Origin of the sequence: Nonomuraea sp. NPDC049637, from assembly GCF_040675235.1 — a bacterium.
Taxonomy (GTDB): Bacteria; Actinomycetota; Actinomycetes; order Streptosporangiales; family Streptosporangiaceae; genus Nonomuraea.
Map to the genome: position 1 here is coordinate 61,893 of NZ_JBFAOM010000018.1, position 16,901 is coordinate 78,793.

Annotated in this window: 18 protein-coding genes; 8 read left to right on the forward strand and 10 right to left on the reverse strand. The window is 71.5% G+C overall.

All coding sequences use genetic code 11. The features are described from left to right. Positions 1-346: 346 nt before the first annotated feature. A complete protein-coding gene (locus tag AB0J71_RS24730; protein ID WP_352324325.1) occupies positions 347-1,381 on the forward strand; it encodes a zinc-binding dehydrogenase in 1,035 nt (344 codons plus the stop codon). Continuing rightward, positions 1,378-2,163 carry a sugar phosphate isomerase/epimerase family protein gene (locus AB0J71_RS24735; RefSeq protein WP_364416240.1) on the forward strand — a complete coding sequence of 262 codons (786 nt, stop codon included), beginning with the start codon at positions 1,378-1,380 and terminating at the stop codon, positions 2,161-2,163. Before AB0J71_RS24730 ends, AB0J71_RS24735 begins: the two co-directional genes overlap by 4 nt. 1,184 nt (positions 2,164-3,347) lie before the next feature. Here AB0J71_RS24735 and AB0J71_RS24740 read toward each other — a convergent pair. Both AB0J71_RS24740 and AB0J71_RS24745 read right to left on the reverse strand, forming a co-directional pair. After that, complete coding sequence (locus AB0J71_RS24740; protein WP_352324323.1) at positions 3,348-4,466, reverse strand: zinc-binding dehydrogenase; 1,119 nt, start codon at positions 4,464-4,466, stop codon at positions 3,348-3,350. Further along, on the reverse strand, positions 4,459-5,409 hold the full coding sequence (locus tag AB0J71_RS24745) for a Gfo/Idh/MocA family oxidoreductase (protein ID WP_364416242.1): 951 nt from the start codon (positions 5,407-5,409) through the stop codon (positions 4,459-4,461). The genes AB0J71_RS24740 and AB0J71_RS24745 overlap by 8 nt, the downstream gene beginning before the upstream one ends. A gap of 98 nt (positions 5,410-5,507) precedes the next feature. Here AB0J71_RS24745 and AB0J71_RS24750 point away from each other — a divergent pair, with 98 nt between their 5' ends. From AB0J71_RS24750 to AB0J71_RS24760, 3 genes are read left to right on the forward strand one after another with little or no spacing between them, the layout of a single operon-like run. Next, the gene (locus tag AB0J71_RS24750) at positions 5,508-6,482 is read left to right on the forward strand and encodes a glucosyl-3-phosphoglycerate synthase (RefSeq protein ID WP_352324320.1); all 975 of its coding nucleotides are present in this window, start codon (positions 5,508-5,510) and stop codon (positions 6,480-6,482) included. After that, the gene (locus AB0J71_RS24755) at positions 6,479-7,597 is read left to right on the forward strand and encodes a glycosyltransferase (RefSeq protein ID WP_364416244.1); all 1,119 of its coding nucleotides are present in this window, start codon (positions 6,479-6,481) and stop codon (positions 7,595-7,597) included. The genes AB0J71_RS24750 and AB0J71_RS24755 overlap by 4 nt, the downstream gene beginning before the upstream one ends. A gap of 12 nt (positions 7,598-7,609) precedes the next feature. Beyond that, the gene (locus AB0J71_RS24760; protein WP_352324318.1) at positions 7,610-8,218 is read left to right on the forward strand and encodes a response regulator transcription factor; all 609 of its coding nucleotides are present in this window, start codon (positions 7,610-7,612) and stop codon (positions 8,216-8,218) included. Here the strand turns inward: AB0J71_RS24760 and AB0J71_RS24765 are convergent. Next, positions 8,159-10,261, reverse strand: coding sequence for a histidine kinase (locus tag AB0J71_RS24765; protein WP_364416246.1), 2,103 nt, complete (start codon positions 10,259-10,261; stop codon positions 8,159-8,161). The genes AB0J71_RS24760 and AB0J71_RS24765 overlap by 60 nt on opposite strands. 10 nt (positions 10,262-10,271) lie before the next feature. Next, positions 10,272-11,066, reverse strand: coding sequence for a universal stress protein (locus AB0J71_RS24770; RefSeq protein WP_352324316.1), 795 nt, complete (start codon positions 11,064-11,066; stop codon positions 10,272-10,274). Between the two features lie 79 nt (positions 11,067-11,145). On the opposite strand from AB0J71_RS24770, the gene AB0J71_RS24775 reads away from it, so the two are divergent. Both AB0J71_RS24775 and AB0J71_RS24780 read left to right on the forward strand, forming a co-directional pair. Next, positions 11,146-11,448 carry a hypothetical protein gene (locus AB0J71_RS24775; RefSeq protein ID WP_364416248.1) on the forward strand — a complete coding sequence of 101 codons (303 nt, stop codon included), beginning with the start codon at positions 11,146-11,148 and terminating at the stop codon, positions 11,446-11,448. 86 nt (positions 11,449-11,534) lie between these two features. Beyond that, the gene (locus AB0J71_RS24780) at positions 11,535-12,083 is read left to right on the forward strand and encodes a phosphatase PAP2 family protein (protein ID WP_364416250.1); all 549 of its coding nucleotides are present in this window, start codon (positions 11,535-11,537) and stop codon (positions 12,081-12,083) included. Here the strand turns inward: AB0J71_RS24780 and pip are convergent. Continuing rightward, positions 12,049-13,008, reverse strand: coding sequence for a prolyl aminopeptidase (gene pip / locus AB0J71_RS24785; RefSeq protein WP_352324313.1), 960 nt, complete (start codon positions 13,006-13,008; stop codon positions 12,049-12,051). The genes AB0J71_RS24780 and pip overlap by 35 nt on opposite strands. A gap of 66 nt (positions 13,009-13,074) precedes the next feature. On the opposite strand from pip, the gene AB0J71_RS24790 reads away from it, so the two are divergent. Beyond that, complete coding sequence (locus AB0J71_RS24790; protein WP_352324312.1) at positions 13,075-13,992, forward strand: threonine/serine dehydratase; 918 nt, start codon at positions 13,075-13,077, stop codon at positions 13,990-13,992. Here AB0J71_RS24790 and AB0J71_RS24795 read toward each other — a convergent pair. From AB0J71_RS24795 to AB0J71_RS24815, 5 genes are all read right to left on the reverse strand, one after another. Then, positions 13,983-14,561, reverse strand: coding sequence for a hypothetical protein (locus AB0J71_RS24795; protein WP_352324311.1), 579 nt, complete (start codon positions 14,559-14,561; stop codon positions 13,983-13,985). The two genes, AB0J71_RS24790 and AB0J71_RS24795, sit on opposite strands and share 10 nt — an antisense overlap. A gap of 67 nt (positions 14,562-14,628) precedes the next feature. Continuing rightward, a complete protein-coding gene (gene mscL, locus AB0J71_RS24800) occupies positions 14,629-15,048 on the reverse strand; it encodes a large conductance mechanosensitive channel protein MscL (protein ID WP_364416252.1) in 420 nt (139 codons plus the stop codon). A gap of 80 nt (positions 15,049-15,128) precedes the next feature. Then, positions 15,129-15,344 (reverse strand): DUF397 domain-containing protein, encoded by a 216-nt coding sequence (locus AB0J71_RS24805; RefSeq protein ID WP_364416254.1) that lies wholly within the window; start codon positions 15,342-15,344, stop codon positions 15,129-15,131. Between the two features lie 163 nt (positions 15,345-15,507). Beyond that, the gene (locus AB0J71_RS24810) at positions 15,508-15,711 is read right to left on the reverse strand and encodes a DUF397 domain-containing protein (RefSeq protein WP_352324308.1); all 204 of its coding nucleotides are present in this window, start codon (positions 15,709-15,711) and stop codon (positions 15,508-15,510) included. A 219-nt stretch (positions 15,712-15,930) separates the two neighbouring features. Next, positions 15,931-16,779, reverse strand: a complete 849-nt coding sequence (locus AB0J71_RS24815) for a helix-turn-helix transcriptional regulator (RefSeq protein WP_352324307.1) — start codon at positions 16,777-16,779, stop codon at positions 15,931-15,933. Between the last annotated feature and the right edge of the window lie 122 nt (positions 16,780-16,901).

The window sequence follows — 16,901 nt, forward strand, 5'->3', positions numbered from 1 at the left end:
CCCCGCGCGTCATCAGGGCTTTCGGTAAAAGGTTGGTCGGCGATCCGGCAAATCTTCCCCAGAACCGATCACGGACGCCCACCTCGAAACGATCTGGTCTGATCTCATTTCGGTCATCCGGTTGCTGCCCGGACAAGTGCTTCTGGCGCTTCCGGATCAGGTGGACAGACGGGGCGTGACATGTCGGTAAGGTCTCTTTCCAGAACGCGCCCTACCGGAAACCTGGATTCCATCGGCCGCGATCGACGGAAGTCGTAGACTTACGAGTGTTTCGAGCGCAACTATGGTGTGCAAACAAACACTAAATCTCTGACTTTTGTTTGATCAAAAAGCGTAAGTGTGGGGTATGCGCGTCATCACCTTCCAAGAGCCAGGCCGTGTCAGCGTCAGCCTGGAGTCGCCCGCCGAACTCGTGCCGGGCTCCGTCCGGGTGCGGACCCTCTATTCCGGAGTCTCCGCGGGCACCGAGCTGACCGCATATCGCGGCACCAATCCCTACCTCACCCGCAAGTGGGACACCGAGCGCCGGCTCTTCCTCGAAGGCCAGACGCACGCCTACCCCCTGTCCGGCTGGGGCTACCAGGAGGTCGGCGAGGTGGTGGAGGCGGCCCCCGACGTCGCCGAGCCGCCCGTCGGCAGCCTCGTGTGGGGCATCTGGGGCCACCGCGCCGAGGCCGTCGTCCCCGCCGAGAAGCTGGCCGGGCACATCCTGCCGCCGGGGGCCGATCCCGTCGCGGGCGTCTTCGCCCGGGTCGGCGCCATCGCGCTCAACGCCGTCCACGCCGCCGACGTGCACCTGGGCGACCAGATCGCGATCTTCGGCCAGGGCGTCATCGGCCTGCTCGCCACCCGCATGGCGGTGCTCAGCGGCGCCCGGGTGGTGGCCGCCGACGCCATCCCCGACCGGCTCGAACTCGCCAGGAAGTTCGGCGCCGCCGAGACGTTCGACGTGCGGTCCGGCTCGGTCGCCGAGTTCCTGCGCAAGCGCATCGAGGGCGCCGACACCGCGATCGAGCTCAGCGGCAACCACCTGGGCCTCCAGGAGGCCATCAGGAGTGTGCGCAAGGGCGGCCGGGTCGTGGCGGCCGGCTTCTACCAGGGCGACGGCATCGGGCTGCGGCTGGGCGAGGAGTTCCACCACAACCAGGTGCAGCTCGTCTCCTCCCAGATCGGCGGCGTCGCCTCCTGGCTGGCCCACCGCTGGGACGTCGAACGCCTCCAGCGCACGTTCATGGAGCTCGTGCACCGGGGCGAGGTCGAGGTCGGCGACCTGGTCACCCACCTCGTGCCGGTCGAGCAGGCGGCCGAGGCGTTCGACCTGATCGACAAGCACCAGTCCGAGGTGCTCCAGCTCGTCTTCACCTTCGAGGAGTCACGATGAAGCTCGCCGCCCAGGAGCAGCTTCTGCCCGGCCGCAGCCTGCAGGAGAAGTTCGCGTTCGCGGTGGAGGCCGGGTTCGACGCGATCGAGCTGAGGGGGAAGGGCGACTTCCACTTCGCCGGCCGGCTGACCGAGCTGAAGCGGGCGCTGGCCGACGGCGTCGTGATGCCGACGGTGTGCGTCGAGATGCCGCACTTCATCGGCGACTTCGACCCGGCCAGGCGCAAGGACGCCATCCAGCAGCTCAGGTCGCAGCTCACCGTGATCGCCGAGCTGGGCGGCATCGGCGTCATGACCCCGGCCTCATGGGGCCAGTTCTCGCTCCGGCTGCCGCCGTTCGAGCCGCCGCGCACCGCCGCGGACGACCGCGAGGTGCTGGCCGAGGCGCTCGGCATCCTCGGCGAGCACGCCCAGCGCAACGGCGTGCTGATCATGCTCGAACCGCTCAACCGGTACGAGAACCACATGGTCAACACGCTGGCCGACGCGGTCTCGTACTGCTCGATGGACTCGATCAGGATCGTCGGCGACACCTACCACATGAACATCGAGGAGGACGACCCCTGCCGGTCCCTGGCGGAGGCGGCCCCGTACATCGCGCACATGCAGATCAGCGAGTCCAACAGGAACCAGCCCGGCACCGGTCACCTCGACTGGGGCGCGCAGCTCGCCACGCTCGACGCCGTCGGCTTCGACGGCTACCTCGCCCTCGAATGCCGGCTGCGGGGCGAGCCCGAGATCGTGCTCCCGCAGACGGCGGCCTTCATCAGGAAATTCCTATGATCCTTCGCGACGCCGTACGCGTGCTCGTCGCCAACTGGGACGGCAGCCACACGGTTCCCTCCCGCCGGCTGTACCCCCACCAGTGGAGCTGGGACTCCGCCTTCATCGCGATCGGCAACGCCCGCTGGTCGCCGCGGCGGGCCAGGGCGGAGCTGCTGTCGCTGTTCGGCGCCCAGTGGGCCGACGGCCGGGTGCCGCACATCGTGTTCAACCCCGTCGTGCCCGAGGGCGCCTACTTCCCCGGCCCGCAGTTCTGGGGCGCCCGCGCGCCGTCCGGCTCGGCGACCTCCGGCATCGTGCAGCCGCCGGTGCACGCGCTGGCCGCCTGGAAGGTGCACCAGGCCGAGCCCGACCCGGCGTTCCTGGCCAGGATCTACCCCAAGCTCGTCGCCCAGCAGGAGTTCCTGCGCGCCTCCCGCCGCTCGCCCGAGGGCCTGATCTCGATCGTCCACCCGTGGGAGTCGGGCATGGACAACAGCCCGGCCTGGGACCTGCCGCTGCGGGCCGTGGTGACCGGTGCGACCGGCTTCGTCCGCCGGGACCTCAACACCGTCAGCGCCGACGAGCGCCCCACCGACCGCGACTACGAGCGGTACGTCGCCCTCGCCGGCGCCTACCGCGACAGCGGCTACCAGCGGGCCGGCGCGTTCGAGATCGAGGACCCGCTGTTCAACGCCGCGTACGGCGTGGCCGAGTCGGCGCTCGCCGAGATCGCGCAGGTGTGCGGCCACGACCCCGGGCCCCACCGGCGCGAGGCCGCCGCCGTCACCGCGGCCATGGTCGACCACCTCTACCAGGACGGCCACTTCCGCCCCCGCGACCTGCGCACCGGCCGGCTGATCCGCTCGGGCAGCGCCGCCGGCCTGGTGCCGCTCATGCTCCCGGGGCTGCCGACGGAGATCGCCGAGGCGCTGATCGGCACGGCCCTCGACAAGTTCTCCCTCAAGGACGGCGTGCTGCCCAGCCACGCCCCGGCCACGGCCGAGTTCGACCCGGCCCGCTACTGGCGCGGGCCGAGCTGGATCAACCTGACCTGGCTGGTCTGGCAGGGGCTCCGGGACCGCCGTCCCGACCTGGCCGACCTGCTCGCCGAGGGCATGATCCACGCCGTCGCCCACTCCGGCTTCCGCGAGTACTTCAACCCGTTCACGCTGCGCGGCCACGGTTGCCGGGACTTCAGCTGGTCAGCGGCCCTCATCCTCGACGTCGTGGCTGAGCACGGCCTGGACGGCCTGCCGCCGTCGGGCCGCGAGATCGGTCAGAAGTTCGGGGGCCTCCCCGAAGCCGACGACGTCGGTGACCAGGTGCTCGCGTAGCAGCCTCCCGCGCTCCCTGAGCAGGCCGATCGTCTCGTGCGACAGGCGTTCCCGGTCCCAGGCGTGCGCGAGGCCGCGCGGCACCCGGCCGATCTGCGCGCAGCGCAGCGCCAGCCCGTTGTGGTGGAACTCCTCGCCCAGCCGCACCTCGTCGGCGCCCTGGGTGTAGAACGCGAGGTCGATCAGCGTGCCCTGCGGGCGCAGCAGCCGCAGCCCCAGGGCCAGCGCCCGCGGTTGGCCGCGGCATTGGAAGACCAGGTCCGCGCCGCGGTCGCCCGGGGCGTGCCGCCAGCGGCGCTTCAGCGTCACCGCCGGGTCGTCGTCGGGGGCCGCCAGGACCTGCGCGCCGATCGCCTCGGCCACCGCGAGCCTGGCCCGGGTCTCGTCCACGACCACCACCTCGGCGGCCCCGCAGGACAGGGCGAAGGACGCGGTCAGCAGCCCCACCACGCCCGCCCCCACCACCGCGACGCGGCGGCCGCGCACGCCGTCGCCCAGGTGCTGGACGGCCGGGCCGTGCAGGTCGGCGGCCGCGTGCAGCAGGCCGTTGGCGCAGATCGGGCCCATGTGAGCGACGTAGATGCCGAGCAGCGGGTCGATGTCGCCGGGCAGCACGACGAACCGGTCGGCCATCGGGTCGGCCACGTACGCCGTGCGGTGGCCGTAGGCCATGGCGACCCGCGCGCCCTCGGCCACGGCCCGGGTGCGGGTCTCGGCGACCACGCCCACCTGCATGTAGCCGATGCCGCGCACCGGGTACGCCACCGACGGCGTGCCCGGCAGGAACAGCCCGAGCGCCGGGTCCCAGGCCGAGGTGAGGTAGGGGTTGGCGCCCTTGAGATAGGTCAGCTCGGTGCCCGCCGAGACGCCGCTGTGCGTGGTGGCGACCATGAACCCGCCCTCGGGCAGGCCGGGCAGCTTCTCCTCGACCAGGCACACCTCGCCGGGCGCCTCGATGCTCAGGATCGTGCTCGTCGCCTCAGTCATCCAGCATCACCGGCCTCCGTTCCGCCGCGGAGCGCGCCAGCGCGACGGCCAGGCGGTGGGTTCGCAGGGCTTCGCCGTACGGCGCGCGCACGTCGGCGTCCTTCCCGCGCACCGCGTCGATGAACGCGCGGTCCACGAGGGTCTTGGCGTGCCCGCCGTCCTCGACGGACTCCTCGCCGTCTACGAGCAGCCGGGTCTCGCTGAGCTCCAGCGCGATGCCGTCGGCGCACACCTCCAGCCCCACCCGGTGCTTGCGGCGCAGCAGGCAGGAGGTGGCCAGCAGGCCGGTCGCGCCGCCCGCGAAGCTCATGACGGCCGAGGTGGCCCGGTCGATCTCGCCGTCCACGGCGTTCCCGGCCGGTACGGCGTGCACCATCGACACCTCGCCCACCAGCAGCCTGGCCAGGTCCAGGACGTGCACCGCCTGCTCCAGGATCTGGCCGCCCGACATGCTCGCCTTCAGCCACCAGCCCACCGGCGGGACCTTGTCCAGCCAGTGCCCGAGCGCGAGCTGGACGGGACGGCCGTCGAGCCGTTCCCTGGCCCGGTCGACGATGTCGAGGTAGCGCCAGTGGTGGCCGACGGCGGACGGCAGCCCGCGCCGGTCGATTTCGGCCGCGATGTTTTCTGCGGTTTTGAGGTCGAGAGAAAGGGGTTTTTCCACAAAAATCGGGAGATTGCACGACAAGACGTCGTATTCAGGGTTACCGTGCGCGAAAGGAGGCACACAGACGTAGACAGCGTCGAGACCGCCGGCCTCCAGCAGGCCGGCATGGTCGCCGTAGGCGGGGGCGCCGTGCGCGGAGGCCAACGCCTCAGCCTTGTGGAGATCGGTGTCGGCCACCCCGGCAATCGTCACATCGGGGAAGCCGGACAGGACATCTGCGTGGCGAGCGGCGACATTTCCGGCACCAATGATGCCGACACGGGTAATTGGGGACACAACCCGACATATGCCACGTCTAGGGGTTAACAAACAAGGATGTTCGAAGGCGCATAGATCGGGCAGGGGTCGTGCCCCTATGAGATGGGGCTGACTGCATGGAGACAGATGTGCGAGCCTTGGCCAGGGCCCAGGAGTGGTGCGGCCCGCATTCCAGTACGGCCGCGGAATGGCCGGTGGATGCCTTAATCGAGGCCAAGGGAAACACAACGGTGAGCGTCGTCCTGCCGGCGCGCGACGAAGAGCGCACGGTCGGGGACATCGTCACCGTGATCAGACGTGAACTGGTGGAGCAGGCGCCACTCGTCGACGAGATCCTCGTCGTCGACTCCAACTCCACCGACGCGACGGCGGAACGGGCACGCGCGGCGGGCGCGCGCGTCGTGGCGCAGAACGAGGTGCTGCCCCACCTGCCGCGCCTGTCGGGCAAGGGGGAGGCGCTGTGGAAGGGCCTGGCCGCCTCCCACGGCGACATCGTCGCGTTCGTCGACTCGGACCTGCTCAACTTCGGCGCGCACTTCGTGTCGGGGCTGGTCGGTCCGCTGCTGGTGAACCCGGGCACCCAGTTCGTCAAGGCGACGTACGAACGGCCCTTCACCGGCGAGGACGGCGTGCCCAGGCGCGGCGCGGGCGGCCGGGTCACCGAGCTGGTGGCCAGACCGCTGCTCAACCTGTTCTGGCCGGAGCTGGCGGGCTTTCGCCAACCCCTCGGCGGCGAGTACGCCGCCCGGCGCGACGTGCTGGAACAGGTGCCCTTCGTCACCGAGTACGGCGTGGAGTTCGGCCTCCTCGTCGACCTCCTGGAACTGGTGGGACTCGACGCCATGGCCCAGGTGGACCTGGGCTCCCGCGCGCACGGCCACCAGTCCGTGAACGCGCTCGGCCGGATGGCCGGGCAGATCATGCTCACCGCGTGGTCCCGGCTGGAACGCCAGGGCCGCGTGGTGTCCTCGACACCCCCGGCTCACACGCTGCTGCAGTTCGGTCTCGACGGGCGGGCCGGCCTGGTGGACGTGGGAGTGGCGGAACGGCCGCCGCTCGCCTCGCTCATGCTGGAGGAGGACGTCGCGTGAAGGTGCTGATCAACGCGGGACCGTGGCTGGCGGTCCCGCCGCCCGGCTACGGCGGCATCGAGAACGTCGTCGCCACCCTGGTCCCGGCGCTGCGCGAACGCGGCGTCGAGGTCGTGCTGGCCTCCGTGGCGTCGAGCACGCTGGAGGCCGACGAGCTGATCGCCGTCTACGACGAGGGCCAGTTCGCGGAGTTGCAGAAGCCGTACAACCAGGTCATGGGGATCGCGCACGCGCACCAGGCGCGGGTGGCCGCCGAGTTGCGCGCCCGCGACGACATCGACCTCGTGCACGACCACGTGGAGGTCGTCGGGCCGGCGGTGCTGGCCGCGCTGGGCGGGCCGCCGGTCCTCCACACCCTCCACTGGGACCTGCGCAAACACCCGGCGTTCTACGGCGCCTTCCCGCGCTCGATCGCGGTCAACGGGGTGTCGGACTCGCAGCTCGCCCGCGCCCCGGAGGCCCTGCGCGCGGCCTCGCTGGGCTCCGTCTACCTGGCCACCCCGCTCGCCGACCAGGACGTCCGCGCCGAGCGCGGCGAGCACCTGGTGATCATGGGCCGGATCTGCGGCCTCAAGGGCCAGCACGTGGCCGCCCGGATCTGCCAGAAACTCGGCCTGCCGCTGGTCGTGGCCGGTCCGGTCTGCGGCCGGGACAGCCAGGCCGAGCTGGACGTCGTCCTGCAGGACCCCTACCACCCGCTGCACAGCCACCCCGACGTGCGCTACCACCTGGACCAGGTGTCCGGCTACCTCGACGGCGACCTGGTCAGGTGGGTCGGCGCGGTCGGCGGCCAGGAGAGGGACGACCTGTACGCCTCGGCCCGCGCCGCGCTCTTCCCCATCCAGTGGGACGAGCCGGGCGGCACGGCGGTCGTCGAGGCCCTGGCGCTCGGGGTGCCGCCGGTGGGCCTGCGCCGCGGCTGCCTGCCCGAGATCATCGAGCACGGCCGCACCGGCTTCCTCGCCGACACCGAGGAGGAGCTGGCCGAGTACGTCCAGCGGGTGGACGAGATCGATCCGGAGGAGTGCCGCCGCGAGGCCCGGCGCCGCTTCTCGCCCGGCGTGATGGCCGACCGCTACCTCGACCTGTACGACCGGGTGCTGCGCGCGGACTGATAGACATGTCCGGTGATTCGCGTACTTCTGGCCGAGGACCAGGCCGTGATCAGGCACGCGCTCGCGACCCTGCTCGGCCTGGAGGCCGACTTCGAGATCGTGGCCGCGGTCGAGTCCGGTGACGCCGCCGTGGCCTCCGCCGCCGCGCACCGGCCGGACGTGGCCGTGCTGGACATCGACATGCCCGGCACCCTCGACGGGCTGGCCGCCGCGGCGGAGATCCGGGCCAGGGTGCCCTCGTGCCGCACGCTCATGCTCACCGCCTACGGCAAGCCCGGCCATCTCAAGCGCGCCCTGGCCGCCCAGGTGGACGGCTTCCTGCTGAAGACGGCCCCGCCGGAGGACCTGGTCGCGGCGATCAGGGAGGTCACCCGCGGCGGCCGGGTGCTCGACCCGTCGCTCGCGGTCACCGCCTGGGACCTGGCCGACAACCCGCTCACGCCGCGCGAGGCCGACGTGCTGCGGCTGGTGGCGGGCGGCGCCGAGGCCCCCGACATCGCCCGGCGGCTGCACCTGACCGCCGGGACCGTGCGCAACTACCTGACGGCCATCGTGGCCAAGCTAAACGCGCGCAACCGCACCGACGCCGTGCGCATCGCCACCGAGGCCGGCTGGATCTAGCGGAGCGCGCGCGTCGAGCCGGAACCAGCCGTCCTCGCAGGCGGTCGTGAGCCGGCCGCCCAGCGTGGCCAGGCGGGTGGTGAGGTTGCCCAGCCCGGACGAGCCGCGACGGGGGGCCGCCGTGGCCGCGCCGTCGTTGCGGACGACCAGCCCGACCTCGCCGCCGGCCGCGGAGGTGGAGATCACGCAGGCGCGCGCGGCGCTGTGGCGCAGGACGTTCGTCACGGCCTCGCGCAGCGCGGCGCTGAGCACGGTCTCGACGTCGGCCGGCAGCTCGGGGTGCGCGAGGCGCAGGGTGACCTCGACCCCGGCCGCCGCCAGCACCTTCCCGGCCGACTCGGCCTCGGCGGCGAAGGACAGCTCGCGCTGCTCGCCGGTGACCGAGCGCAGGTCGTGCTCGGCGTGCGCGGCCATGGCGACGACGTTCTCCAGCTCCCGGACGGGGTCGGGCAGCCGGCGGGCCAGCTCGCAGGTGAGCAGGATGGCGGCCAGGCTGTGGCCGAGCAGGTCGTGCAGGTCGCGGGCGGCCCGCAGGCGCTCCTCGACGACGGCCGAACGCGCCAGGCTCTCCCTGGCCGCGTGCAGCTCCTTGGCGAGCTGGGCCAGGCGCAGCAGGCTGTAGACCACCAGGCCGGTGGTGAGCGTGCTCACCGTGATGTTGACGCGGCCGGGCAGCTCGTACAGGGAGGCGACGGTCCAGACGGCGGCCAGGATGGCGGCCGTCAGGGGCCAGGCCGTGCGCGGGCGGAAGGCGAGCAGCACCGGACCGGCGAGGAAGCCCGCCGTCCCCAGCCAGATCGGCCCGAACACCGGGATCGGGGCGAAGGTGAGCGCCGCCATCACCCCCAGCGCCACCATGTGGCGGCCGGCGACCGAGCGCAGCTGCATGACGACGATCACGGCCAGCGCCGCGACCGCGGGGACCAGCAGCCCGGCCGGGATCTGCAGCAGCGCCTTGACGCTGAACCCGACCAGCACGGCGGCCAGCAGGACCACCGAGACGTCGGGCGGCTCGCGCCGGGCCGCCGCGGGCGGGCGCGTGGCGGGCAGCACGGCCTCCACCGTGTACCGGCCCCGGCCGGACAGGCCGCGGGCGAGGGTGCCGCCCGCCGCCGCCACCTGGCGGGCGAGCCCCGCCGGGTCGGCGAGCCCGCCGTCGTCGTCGTCCTCGGCCGTGCGGCGGCCGTCGTCGGCCACGCGCAGGTGCACCTGGGCTCGTTCCGGCTCCTCCCAGGTCTCGATCGCGCACACCGTGGCGGTGCCGCGGCGGGCGACGTCCGTGACCGCCTCGCGCAGCACCGAGGCGAGCAGCGCGCCCGCCGGGCCGAGCGGCTCGGTGTGGGCGGCGCGCACCTCCACGCCGACGCCGGCCGCCTCCAGCAGGGCGCGGGCGGTGGTCAGCTCGGGGGCCAGGGACATCGCGCGGTAGCTCGCCGCCGCGGCGCGGGCGTCCGCCAGCGACAGCCGGGCCGTCGCGACCACCTCGCCGAGCGTCCCGGCCGCGTCCCGCGGCGCGGCCAGCGCCCGCCGCGCGCCCGCCCTGATCGCGGCCAGGCCGCGGCCGAGGCCGTCGCTCAGCTCCGCGGCGATGCGCAGCCGCTCCTCGGCCACCGCCGCCGCGGCCAGCGCGGGACGGGTGGCCTCCATCTCCGCCACCCGCTCGACCAGCCGGATCAGGCCGAACACGACCAGCGACACCAGCACCGTGGTGATCGCGAGGTCCGTCGTGGAGACCGCGTCCCCGGAATTGCGCCAGTGGTGGATCACGACGCCGCTGAAGGCCACCGCGGGCGCCAGCGCCCACCAGCGCGTCACCAGCAGCGATCCGGCGAGGAAGCCCAGGATCGCGACGGACGCGCCCTGCCCCAGCGTCACCGCGTAGACCAGCACGCCCTGGACGGCGAGCAGCCACCCCTTCCTGGCCCGCAGCGTGAAGGCGCACTGCGCGGCCAGCACCGGCAGCGCCCCCCAGGCGCCGGCCACCACGTAGACGCCGGCCAGCGAGGCCAGCACCACGACGACGATCAATCGGGCGACACGCACGCCCAGAAGCTTAGGAGAACCCCCGCGGCAGCACGGTGACCGGGCAGGACGACGACCGCAGCACCTTCATCGCCAGCTCGCCCAGGAACACCCGGTGGGGCTGGGCGTCCTCGCCGGCGGCGCAGACCAGCAGCTCGCCGGGCAGCCACTCGACGTCCTTGAGCGCGGCCTGCACGTCGTGGCCCTCGGCCACCTCCGACTCGGCCTCGATGCCGGTGCTCTCCCAGGCCAGCCGTACGGCCAGGGCGAGGTCGTCGCGCAGCTTGCCCTGGTTCTCGGTGCGCAGGTCGAGGGTGATCAGCCGGAGCGGCACGTCGAACCGGAGCGCCGCCTGCGCCACCCGCTCGACCGCCGCGTCGCACTGCGGCCGGTGGACGTAGGCCAGGGTGAGCCGGGCGGGCTCGTCGGGCGGCACGTAGCCCGAGGGCGCCAGCATCACCGCCTCCGGCGACAGGTGCAGCAGGTGGTCGGCGGTGCTGCCGACGGCGATGCGGCCGTACTGGCCGCCGCTCGCCGAGCCGACCACGATCAGGTCGGCCCTGATCCTGCTGGCCAGCACCGACAGCCCGCGGCCGGTGCCCCGGCTCTCGAACGCCATGTACTCGGCCGGGACGACGCCCAGCTCCTCACCCGCGTGCGCCAGGTTGGCCTGGGCCTCGACGGCCAGCCCGGGGCTGCCCGGGGGATAGATCGACGCCACCGTGAGCTCGCCCCCGGTCAGCCGGGTGATGGCGGCCCCGAGCGCGAGGGCGTCCCGCCCACCGGGGTCGTTGCTGTAGCCGACGATCACGTGCTCTCCGATCACGTTTGCCTCCTTACCCGCTCTGAACTGGGAATACGCGGTCTCTGCCGATGCGTTTGAAACGATTGGAGGCGTAAAAACAGTGAAGATCACCCTTGACACCCGTTTCAACGGGTCCCTTGGCCCGGTCACCCTTCGTGAAGCGGTTCAGCAGCTCAAGGCGCACGACCTGACGTGCACCGTCCCCGCCGGCGTCGTCGAGCAGAAGGTCACCGTCTTCTCCGACTGCGTGGAGCGCGGCTTCACCCCGCTGCGCAGCGAGATCATGGCCGCGTACTACTTGGCCGAGCGGGACGCCACCGCCGAGGCGTTCGACCGCGGCCTCATCACCGAGGGAGAGCTGGAGCAGCGGCGTGCCCTCCTCGTGCGCCAGTATCTTGGGTAAGGACCGGAATCGCCCTTTCGGTCGAAGCATTTGACGATCAAAGTTCATAAGGTCGTGTCCACTACCCGTTCACGGATTGGACACCTGTGTACCGCGACATCGTCGACTTCGCCCTGACCACGCCCGGGTGGCTGCACGCCCTCGCCGAGTTCGGCACGGACGCCGGCCTGTTCATCTTCGCGGCGCTGTTCCTCGTGTGCTGGTGGCGGGCCCGCCAGGCCCCCGCCCGCGACCTCGCGCTCGCCATCGCCGGGCCGGCCGGGGTGGTGGGCGCGTACGTCGTGAGCGAGGGCGTGAAGCTGCTGGTCCGGGAGGACCGGCCGTGCCGCGGCGGCATCGCCACGATCGCGGCCTGCCCGCCCTCCACGGACTGGTCCTTCCCCAGCAACCACACCGTGATCGCCGCCGGGGCGGCGGGCACGCTCATCCTCGTCTGGCGCACCCTGGCCTGGGTGGTGCTGCCGCTGGCCGCCCTGATGGGCTTCTCCCGGGTGTTCGTCGGCGTGCACTACCCGCACGACGTGGCCGGCGGCTTCCTGCTCGGCCTGGTGCTCGCGCCGCTGTTCGCACTGCTGCTGGTCGGCGCGGTCACCCCCGCGGTCAGGCTCGCGCGAAGCCGTCTGTCGCCGCGATGAGCCGGTCGACGATGCCGGGCTCGGTCGCCGCGTGCCCGGCGTCGTGCACCACCTGGAAGTCGGCCTCGGGCCAGGCCTTGTGCAGGTCCCAGGCGGTGGCCATGGGCGTGCAGGCGTCGTAGCGGCCCTGGATGATCACGGCCGGGATGTGCCGGATGCGGTCGACGTTCTTGATGAGCTGCTCGGGCTCGAACCAGCCGCCGTGGTGGAAGTAGTGGTTCTCGATCCTGGCGAACGACACCGCCATCTTGTCCTCGCCGAACTCCGCCACCAGGCTCGGGTCGGGCAGCAGCGTGATCGTGGCGCCCTCCCACTGGGACCACGCCTTGGCCGCCGCCAGCCGGACCGCGTCGTCGTCGCCTTCGAGGCGGGCGCGGTAGGCGGCCATGAGGTCGCCGCGCTCCTCGACGGGGATCGGCGCCAGGTACGACTCCCACAGGTCGGGGAACAGGTAGCTGGCGCCCTCCTGGTAGAACCAGCGCAGCTCGTGCGGGCGCAGCGTGAAGATCCCGCGCAGCACCAGCTCGGTCGTACGGTCGGGGTGGGTCTGGGCGTAGGCCAGCGACAGCGCGCTGCCCCACGACCCGCCGAACACCTGCCACCGCTCGATGCCCAGGTGCTCGCGCAGCCGTTCCATGTCGGCCACCAGGTTCCAGGTGGTGTTGGCGGCCAGCGACGTGCCCGGCGTGCTGGCGTGCGGCAGGCTGCGCCCGCAGTTGCGCTGGTCGAACAGGACGATGCGGTACAGCTCGGGGTTCCATTGCCGGCGGTGGTTGGCGCTGCACCCGGCGCCCGGCCCGCCGTGCAGCATGACGGCCGGCTTTCCGTCGGGGTTGCCGCAGACCTCCCAGTAGATCTGGTTGCCGTCACCCACGTCGAGCAGGCCGGACTCGTAGGGTTCGATGGGCGGGTACAGAGTTCTCATGTCTCGCGATCCTGCCATGGAGCAGGAGCTGGCCGAATTGTGCCGGTCCGAGCCTAGAGTGACCGTATGGACCTGGTGACGATCGACGACATCCGCGCGGCGGCCGGCCGGATCGACGGAACCGCGGTGCGCACGCCGCTCCTGAGGATGGGCGAGGCGTGGCTGAAGCCCGAGAGCCTGCAGCCGGTCGGGTCGTTCAAGATCCGCGGCGCCTACAACGCGCTGGCCGAGCTGCGTCCCGCCGGCGTCGTCACGCACTCCTCCGGCAACCACGGCCAGGCGCTGGCGTTCGCGGCGGCGCGGTTCGGCGTGCCGTGCGTGGTCGTCGTGCCCGAGGGCATCCCGGCGGTCAAGGCGGCGGCCATCGAGGGGTGGGGCGCCGAGCTGGTGGTCGTGCCGCCCGACCAGCGCGAGGTGACGGCCGAGCGGCTGGCCGGCGAGCGCGGCCTGACGCTGGTCCCGCCCTACGACCACCGCGCGATCATCGCCGGGCAGGGCACGATCGGGCTGGAGATCGTCGAGGACCTGCCGGACGTCGAGGCGGTGCTCGTGCCGGTCAGCGGCGGCGGGCTGGCCGCGGGCGTCGCGGCCGCGGTCAAGGCGCTGCGGCCGGACGTGCGCGTGTACGGCGTGGAGCCCGAGCTGGCCGCCGACGCCGCCGAGAGCCTGGCGGCCGGGCGCGTCGTCGCCTGGGAGACCGCCCGCACGTTCCGGACCATCGCCGACGGGCTGCGCGTGCACCAGGTGTCCGAGCTGACCTTCGCCCATCTGCGCGAGCACCTCGAAGGCATCGTCACCGTGTCGGAGGACGAGCTTCGGGCGGCCATGCGGCACATCGCGCGCACGGCCCGGCTGGTGGCCGAGCCCAGCGGCGCGGCGACCACCGCCGCCCTGCTGTCGGGACGCGTCCCCGCCGGGCGCACGGTGGCCGTGCTGTCCGGGGGGAACGTCGATCCGGAGCTGTTCGCCCAGGTCTACGCCTGAGTCCAGGCGTGGCGGGTGAGGAACCCGCGCTCGCCGGTGGCGTACTCGTGGAAGGCCTGCCGCACCTCGGCCAGCTCGGGCACCACCGCGCGGACCATCGTGCCCTCCTTGTACTCCAGCTCGTAGCCGGGGGAGACCTGGAGGAAGTGCCGGCCGAAGTTCACCAGGGCGACGAACGGGTTCTGCGGCGACAGGGTGGCCAGGACGTCGTCGACCAGCCCGAGGTCGGGATCGTGCACGACCATCCCGTCGCCGGTGTGGAGCTGCATGCCCTCGTACACGCCGAGCGGGGCCACGTTGTGCACCAGGTCGCGCTGGGGGTCGTAGCAGACCAGGCCGTGCGCGCGGGCTGTGGTGAACACCTGGGCCGAGCTCTCGTCCATCGTGTCCAGGTCCATCGTCACCAGGACGTGCCCGGGGTACAGGGTGACCTGCCCGGGCAGCTCCTTGGCGACGTCGGGCACGTCCCCCTCGACGGGGTCGCTCCGCTTCACCGCCAGATACGTGGTCCGGGCCTGATCCCTGCTGATCGGCACGGGCTCGTCCCAGACCATCAACTCAACGCTCATCGGTCCATCTTGCCGAACGACCACCGTGCCGGCGCGCCACTGGGGTCAAGAGTCCGTGATGTACGGTTCAGCGCGGTTTCTCGGACTGGGGCACCAGCTCCACCGTGCAGTGGGCGCACCGGCTGGCCTCGGCCGGGATCTCGGACAGGCACTCGGGGCACTCCTTGGTCGTCGCGGCCTTGTCGTGCTCGAACAGGTGGATCAGCCGCGTCATCGGGGCCACGACCAGCCAGTAGACGACCGCCGCGATGACCAGGAAGGTCAGCAGGTGGTTGAGGAAGTCGCCGTACTTGAACTGGCTGCCGTTGACGGTGAAGGAGTATTCGGCGAAGTTCGGCTGCCGGCCGCCGGTCACCGCGCCGATGAGCGGGGTGATGAGATCGGTGACCAGTGCCTGGACGAGCCCGCTGAAGGTCGCGCCGACGATGACGGCGACGGCCAGCTCGACGATGTTGCCTCGGAGTAAGAACTTCTTGAAACCGCCCATGGAGTCGGCATATTGCCGGGGGCCGCGGCCTGAAACCCCGATGGCCCCCGACGAAGCCCGACGGAGAACGTCGTGGCCGGTCAGACCTGGGGCCCGAGCCGTTCGAGATCGAAGTGGCCGCGCCGTACGCCGTCGAGGAACGCGGCCCATTCGTCGGTGGTGAACGACAGGACGGCACCGCTGGCGTCCTGACTTCCCCGCACCCAGACCCGGTCGGCGAGCATGGTGACCTCGACGCAGTCGCCATTGTTGCACCGTTGCCAGCGTGCCTGGTCAAGGGCAGGTGGGCGTTTCATCCATTACCTCCTGAAGGCGGCTGTAGAGGTATTGAGCCGAAGGTGATTTTACCTTGACAGCCGAGGATGACCAGGCGACAAAAGGGGCAGTGCACCCGCCTGAGCCGGACAAAACAAAAGGCGGGCGTCCGTGCGGACGACCGCCGTGAAAAGCGCCGCGCGCTCAGTCGGGCTGACGTATTCCACGCAGGAACGCGTCCCATTCCCGGGCGCTGAAAGTGAGGACCGGGCCGGCCGGGTTCTTGTTGTCCCGCACGCCGATCTCGCCGGCGGACAGCAACGCGACCTCGACGCATTCTCCGTTGTTGCAGCGCGAGGCGGCCCGCCAGCGCGGACCCGCCTGGACGTCAGGGTGGTGGGACGTCATTGTCTCCCCCTCGTGCATCGACAATGGGCGCGGCGGCGGTCGGACCTCGCCGGGCGCGCTGGAACGTGTAACTCGGACACCGGCGATCTCACGTGGAGAGCGAAAGCGTCCCAATGGATGAACAGTAGCACCTGGCACTTGCCACGGAAGCGAGCTCTTGATGTGTCGGCGGCATCATGCCAGGTGGCCGGAGAAAAGAGATGATCTCGTGACGGAGTGCTAGCCGAAGCTTGCGGCCATCTCGGTAATTCGCCGCTTCGATTCCTGGATGCCCAGGGCCTCGGCCCGCAGATGGTCGATGATCTCGCGAAAACGCCGGACCACCTTATCGGCCTCCAGGTAGAAAAGGCCCATTTGATGTTCCACGAAAATGGTGTCGGCGATGCCGGAGTCGTGGTCGAACTCCATGAGCCGGAAGGTGCTGTCGAAACCCACGTGCGCCCCCGCCGTGAACGGGATCACCTGGATGGTGACGTGCGGCAGCTCGTTCAGCTCGATGAGCCGGTCGAGCTGCTCACGCATGGTCTGCCGGCTGCCCACGTGCCGGTAGAGCACCGACTCGTCCAGCAGGACCCAGTAGCGCAGGGTGTCGGGCCGGTGCAGCCACTCCTGGCGTTTCATCCGCACCCTGACCCGGTCGTCGAGCACGTCGGGCGCGATGCGGGGCAGCCAGCCGCGGATCACGGCGCGGGCGTAGTCCTCGGTCTGGAGCAGGCCGGGCACGGTGGTGATCTCGTACTCGGTGATGGCGCTGGCCTCCGCCTCCAGGCCGAGCATCTGCCGCAGCTCGCGGTTGTCGTAGAACTGCCACCACTCCTTCTGCCTGGCGTCCTTGGCCAGCGTCATGAGCTGGGCCGACTCGGCGGGGGAGACCTCGTACAGGCGGCACAGGTCGCGCACGTCGCGCAGGCTGACGCCGCGCTGGGCGGTCTCGATCCGGCTGATCTTGGCCGGGGAGCACAGGAGGAGCTGGGCGACCTCGGCGATGCTGAGGTTCTTCTCGTTGCGCAGCTCGCGTAAGCGCATCGCCAGTTGCCGCTGCCGGAGCGTCGGGTTGGGGATGGTCATCGCCGCACACTCCCTTCCCGCGCGGTGGCCGGTTGCCCCGGAGCGTACCCCCGGGTTCGGTTTCGAAGGCATGTGCGGTAGGTAATCGTCACCGGCACGTTCCTATGGCAAGTGCCAATTCG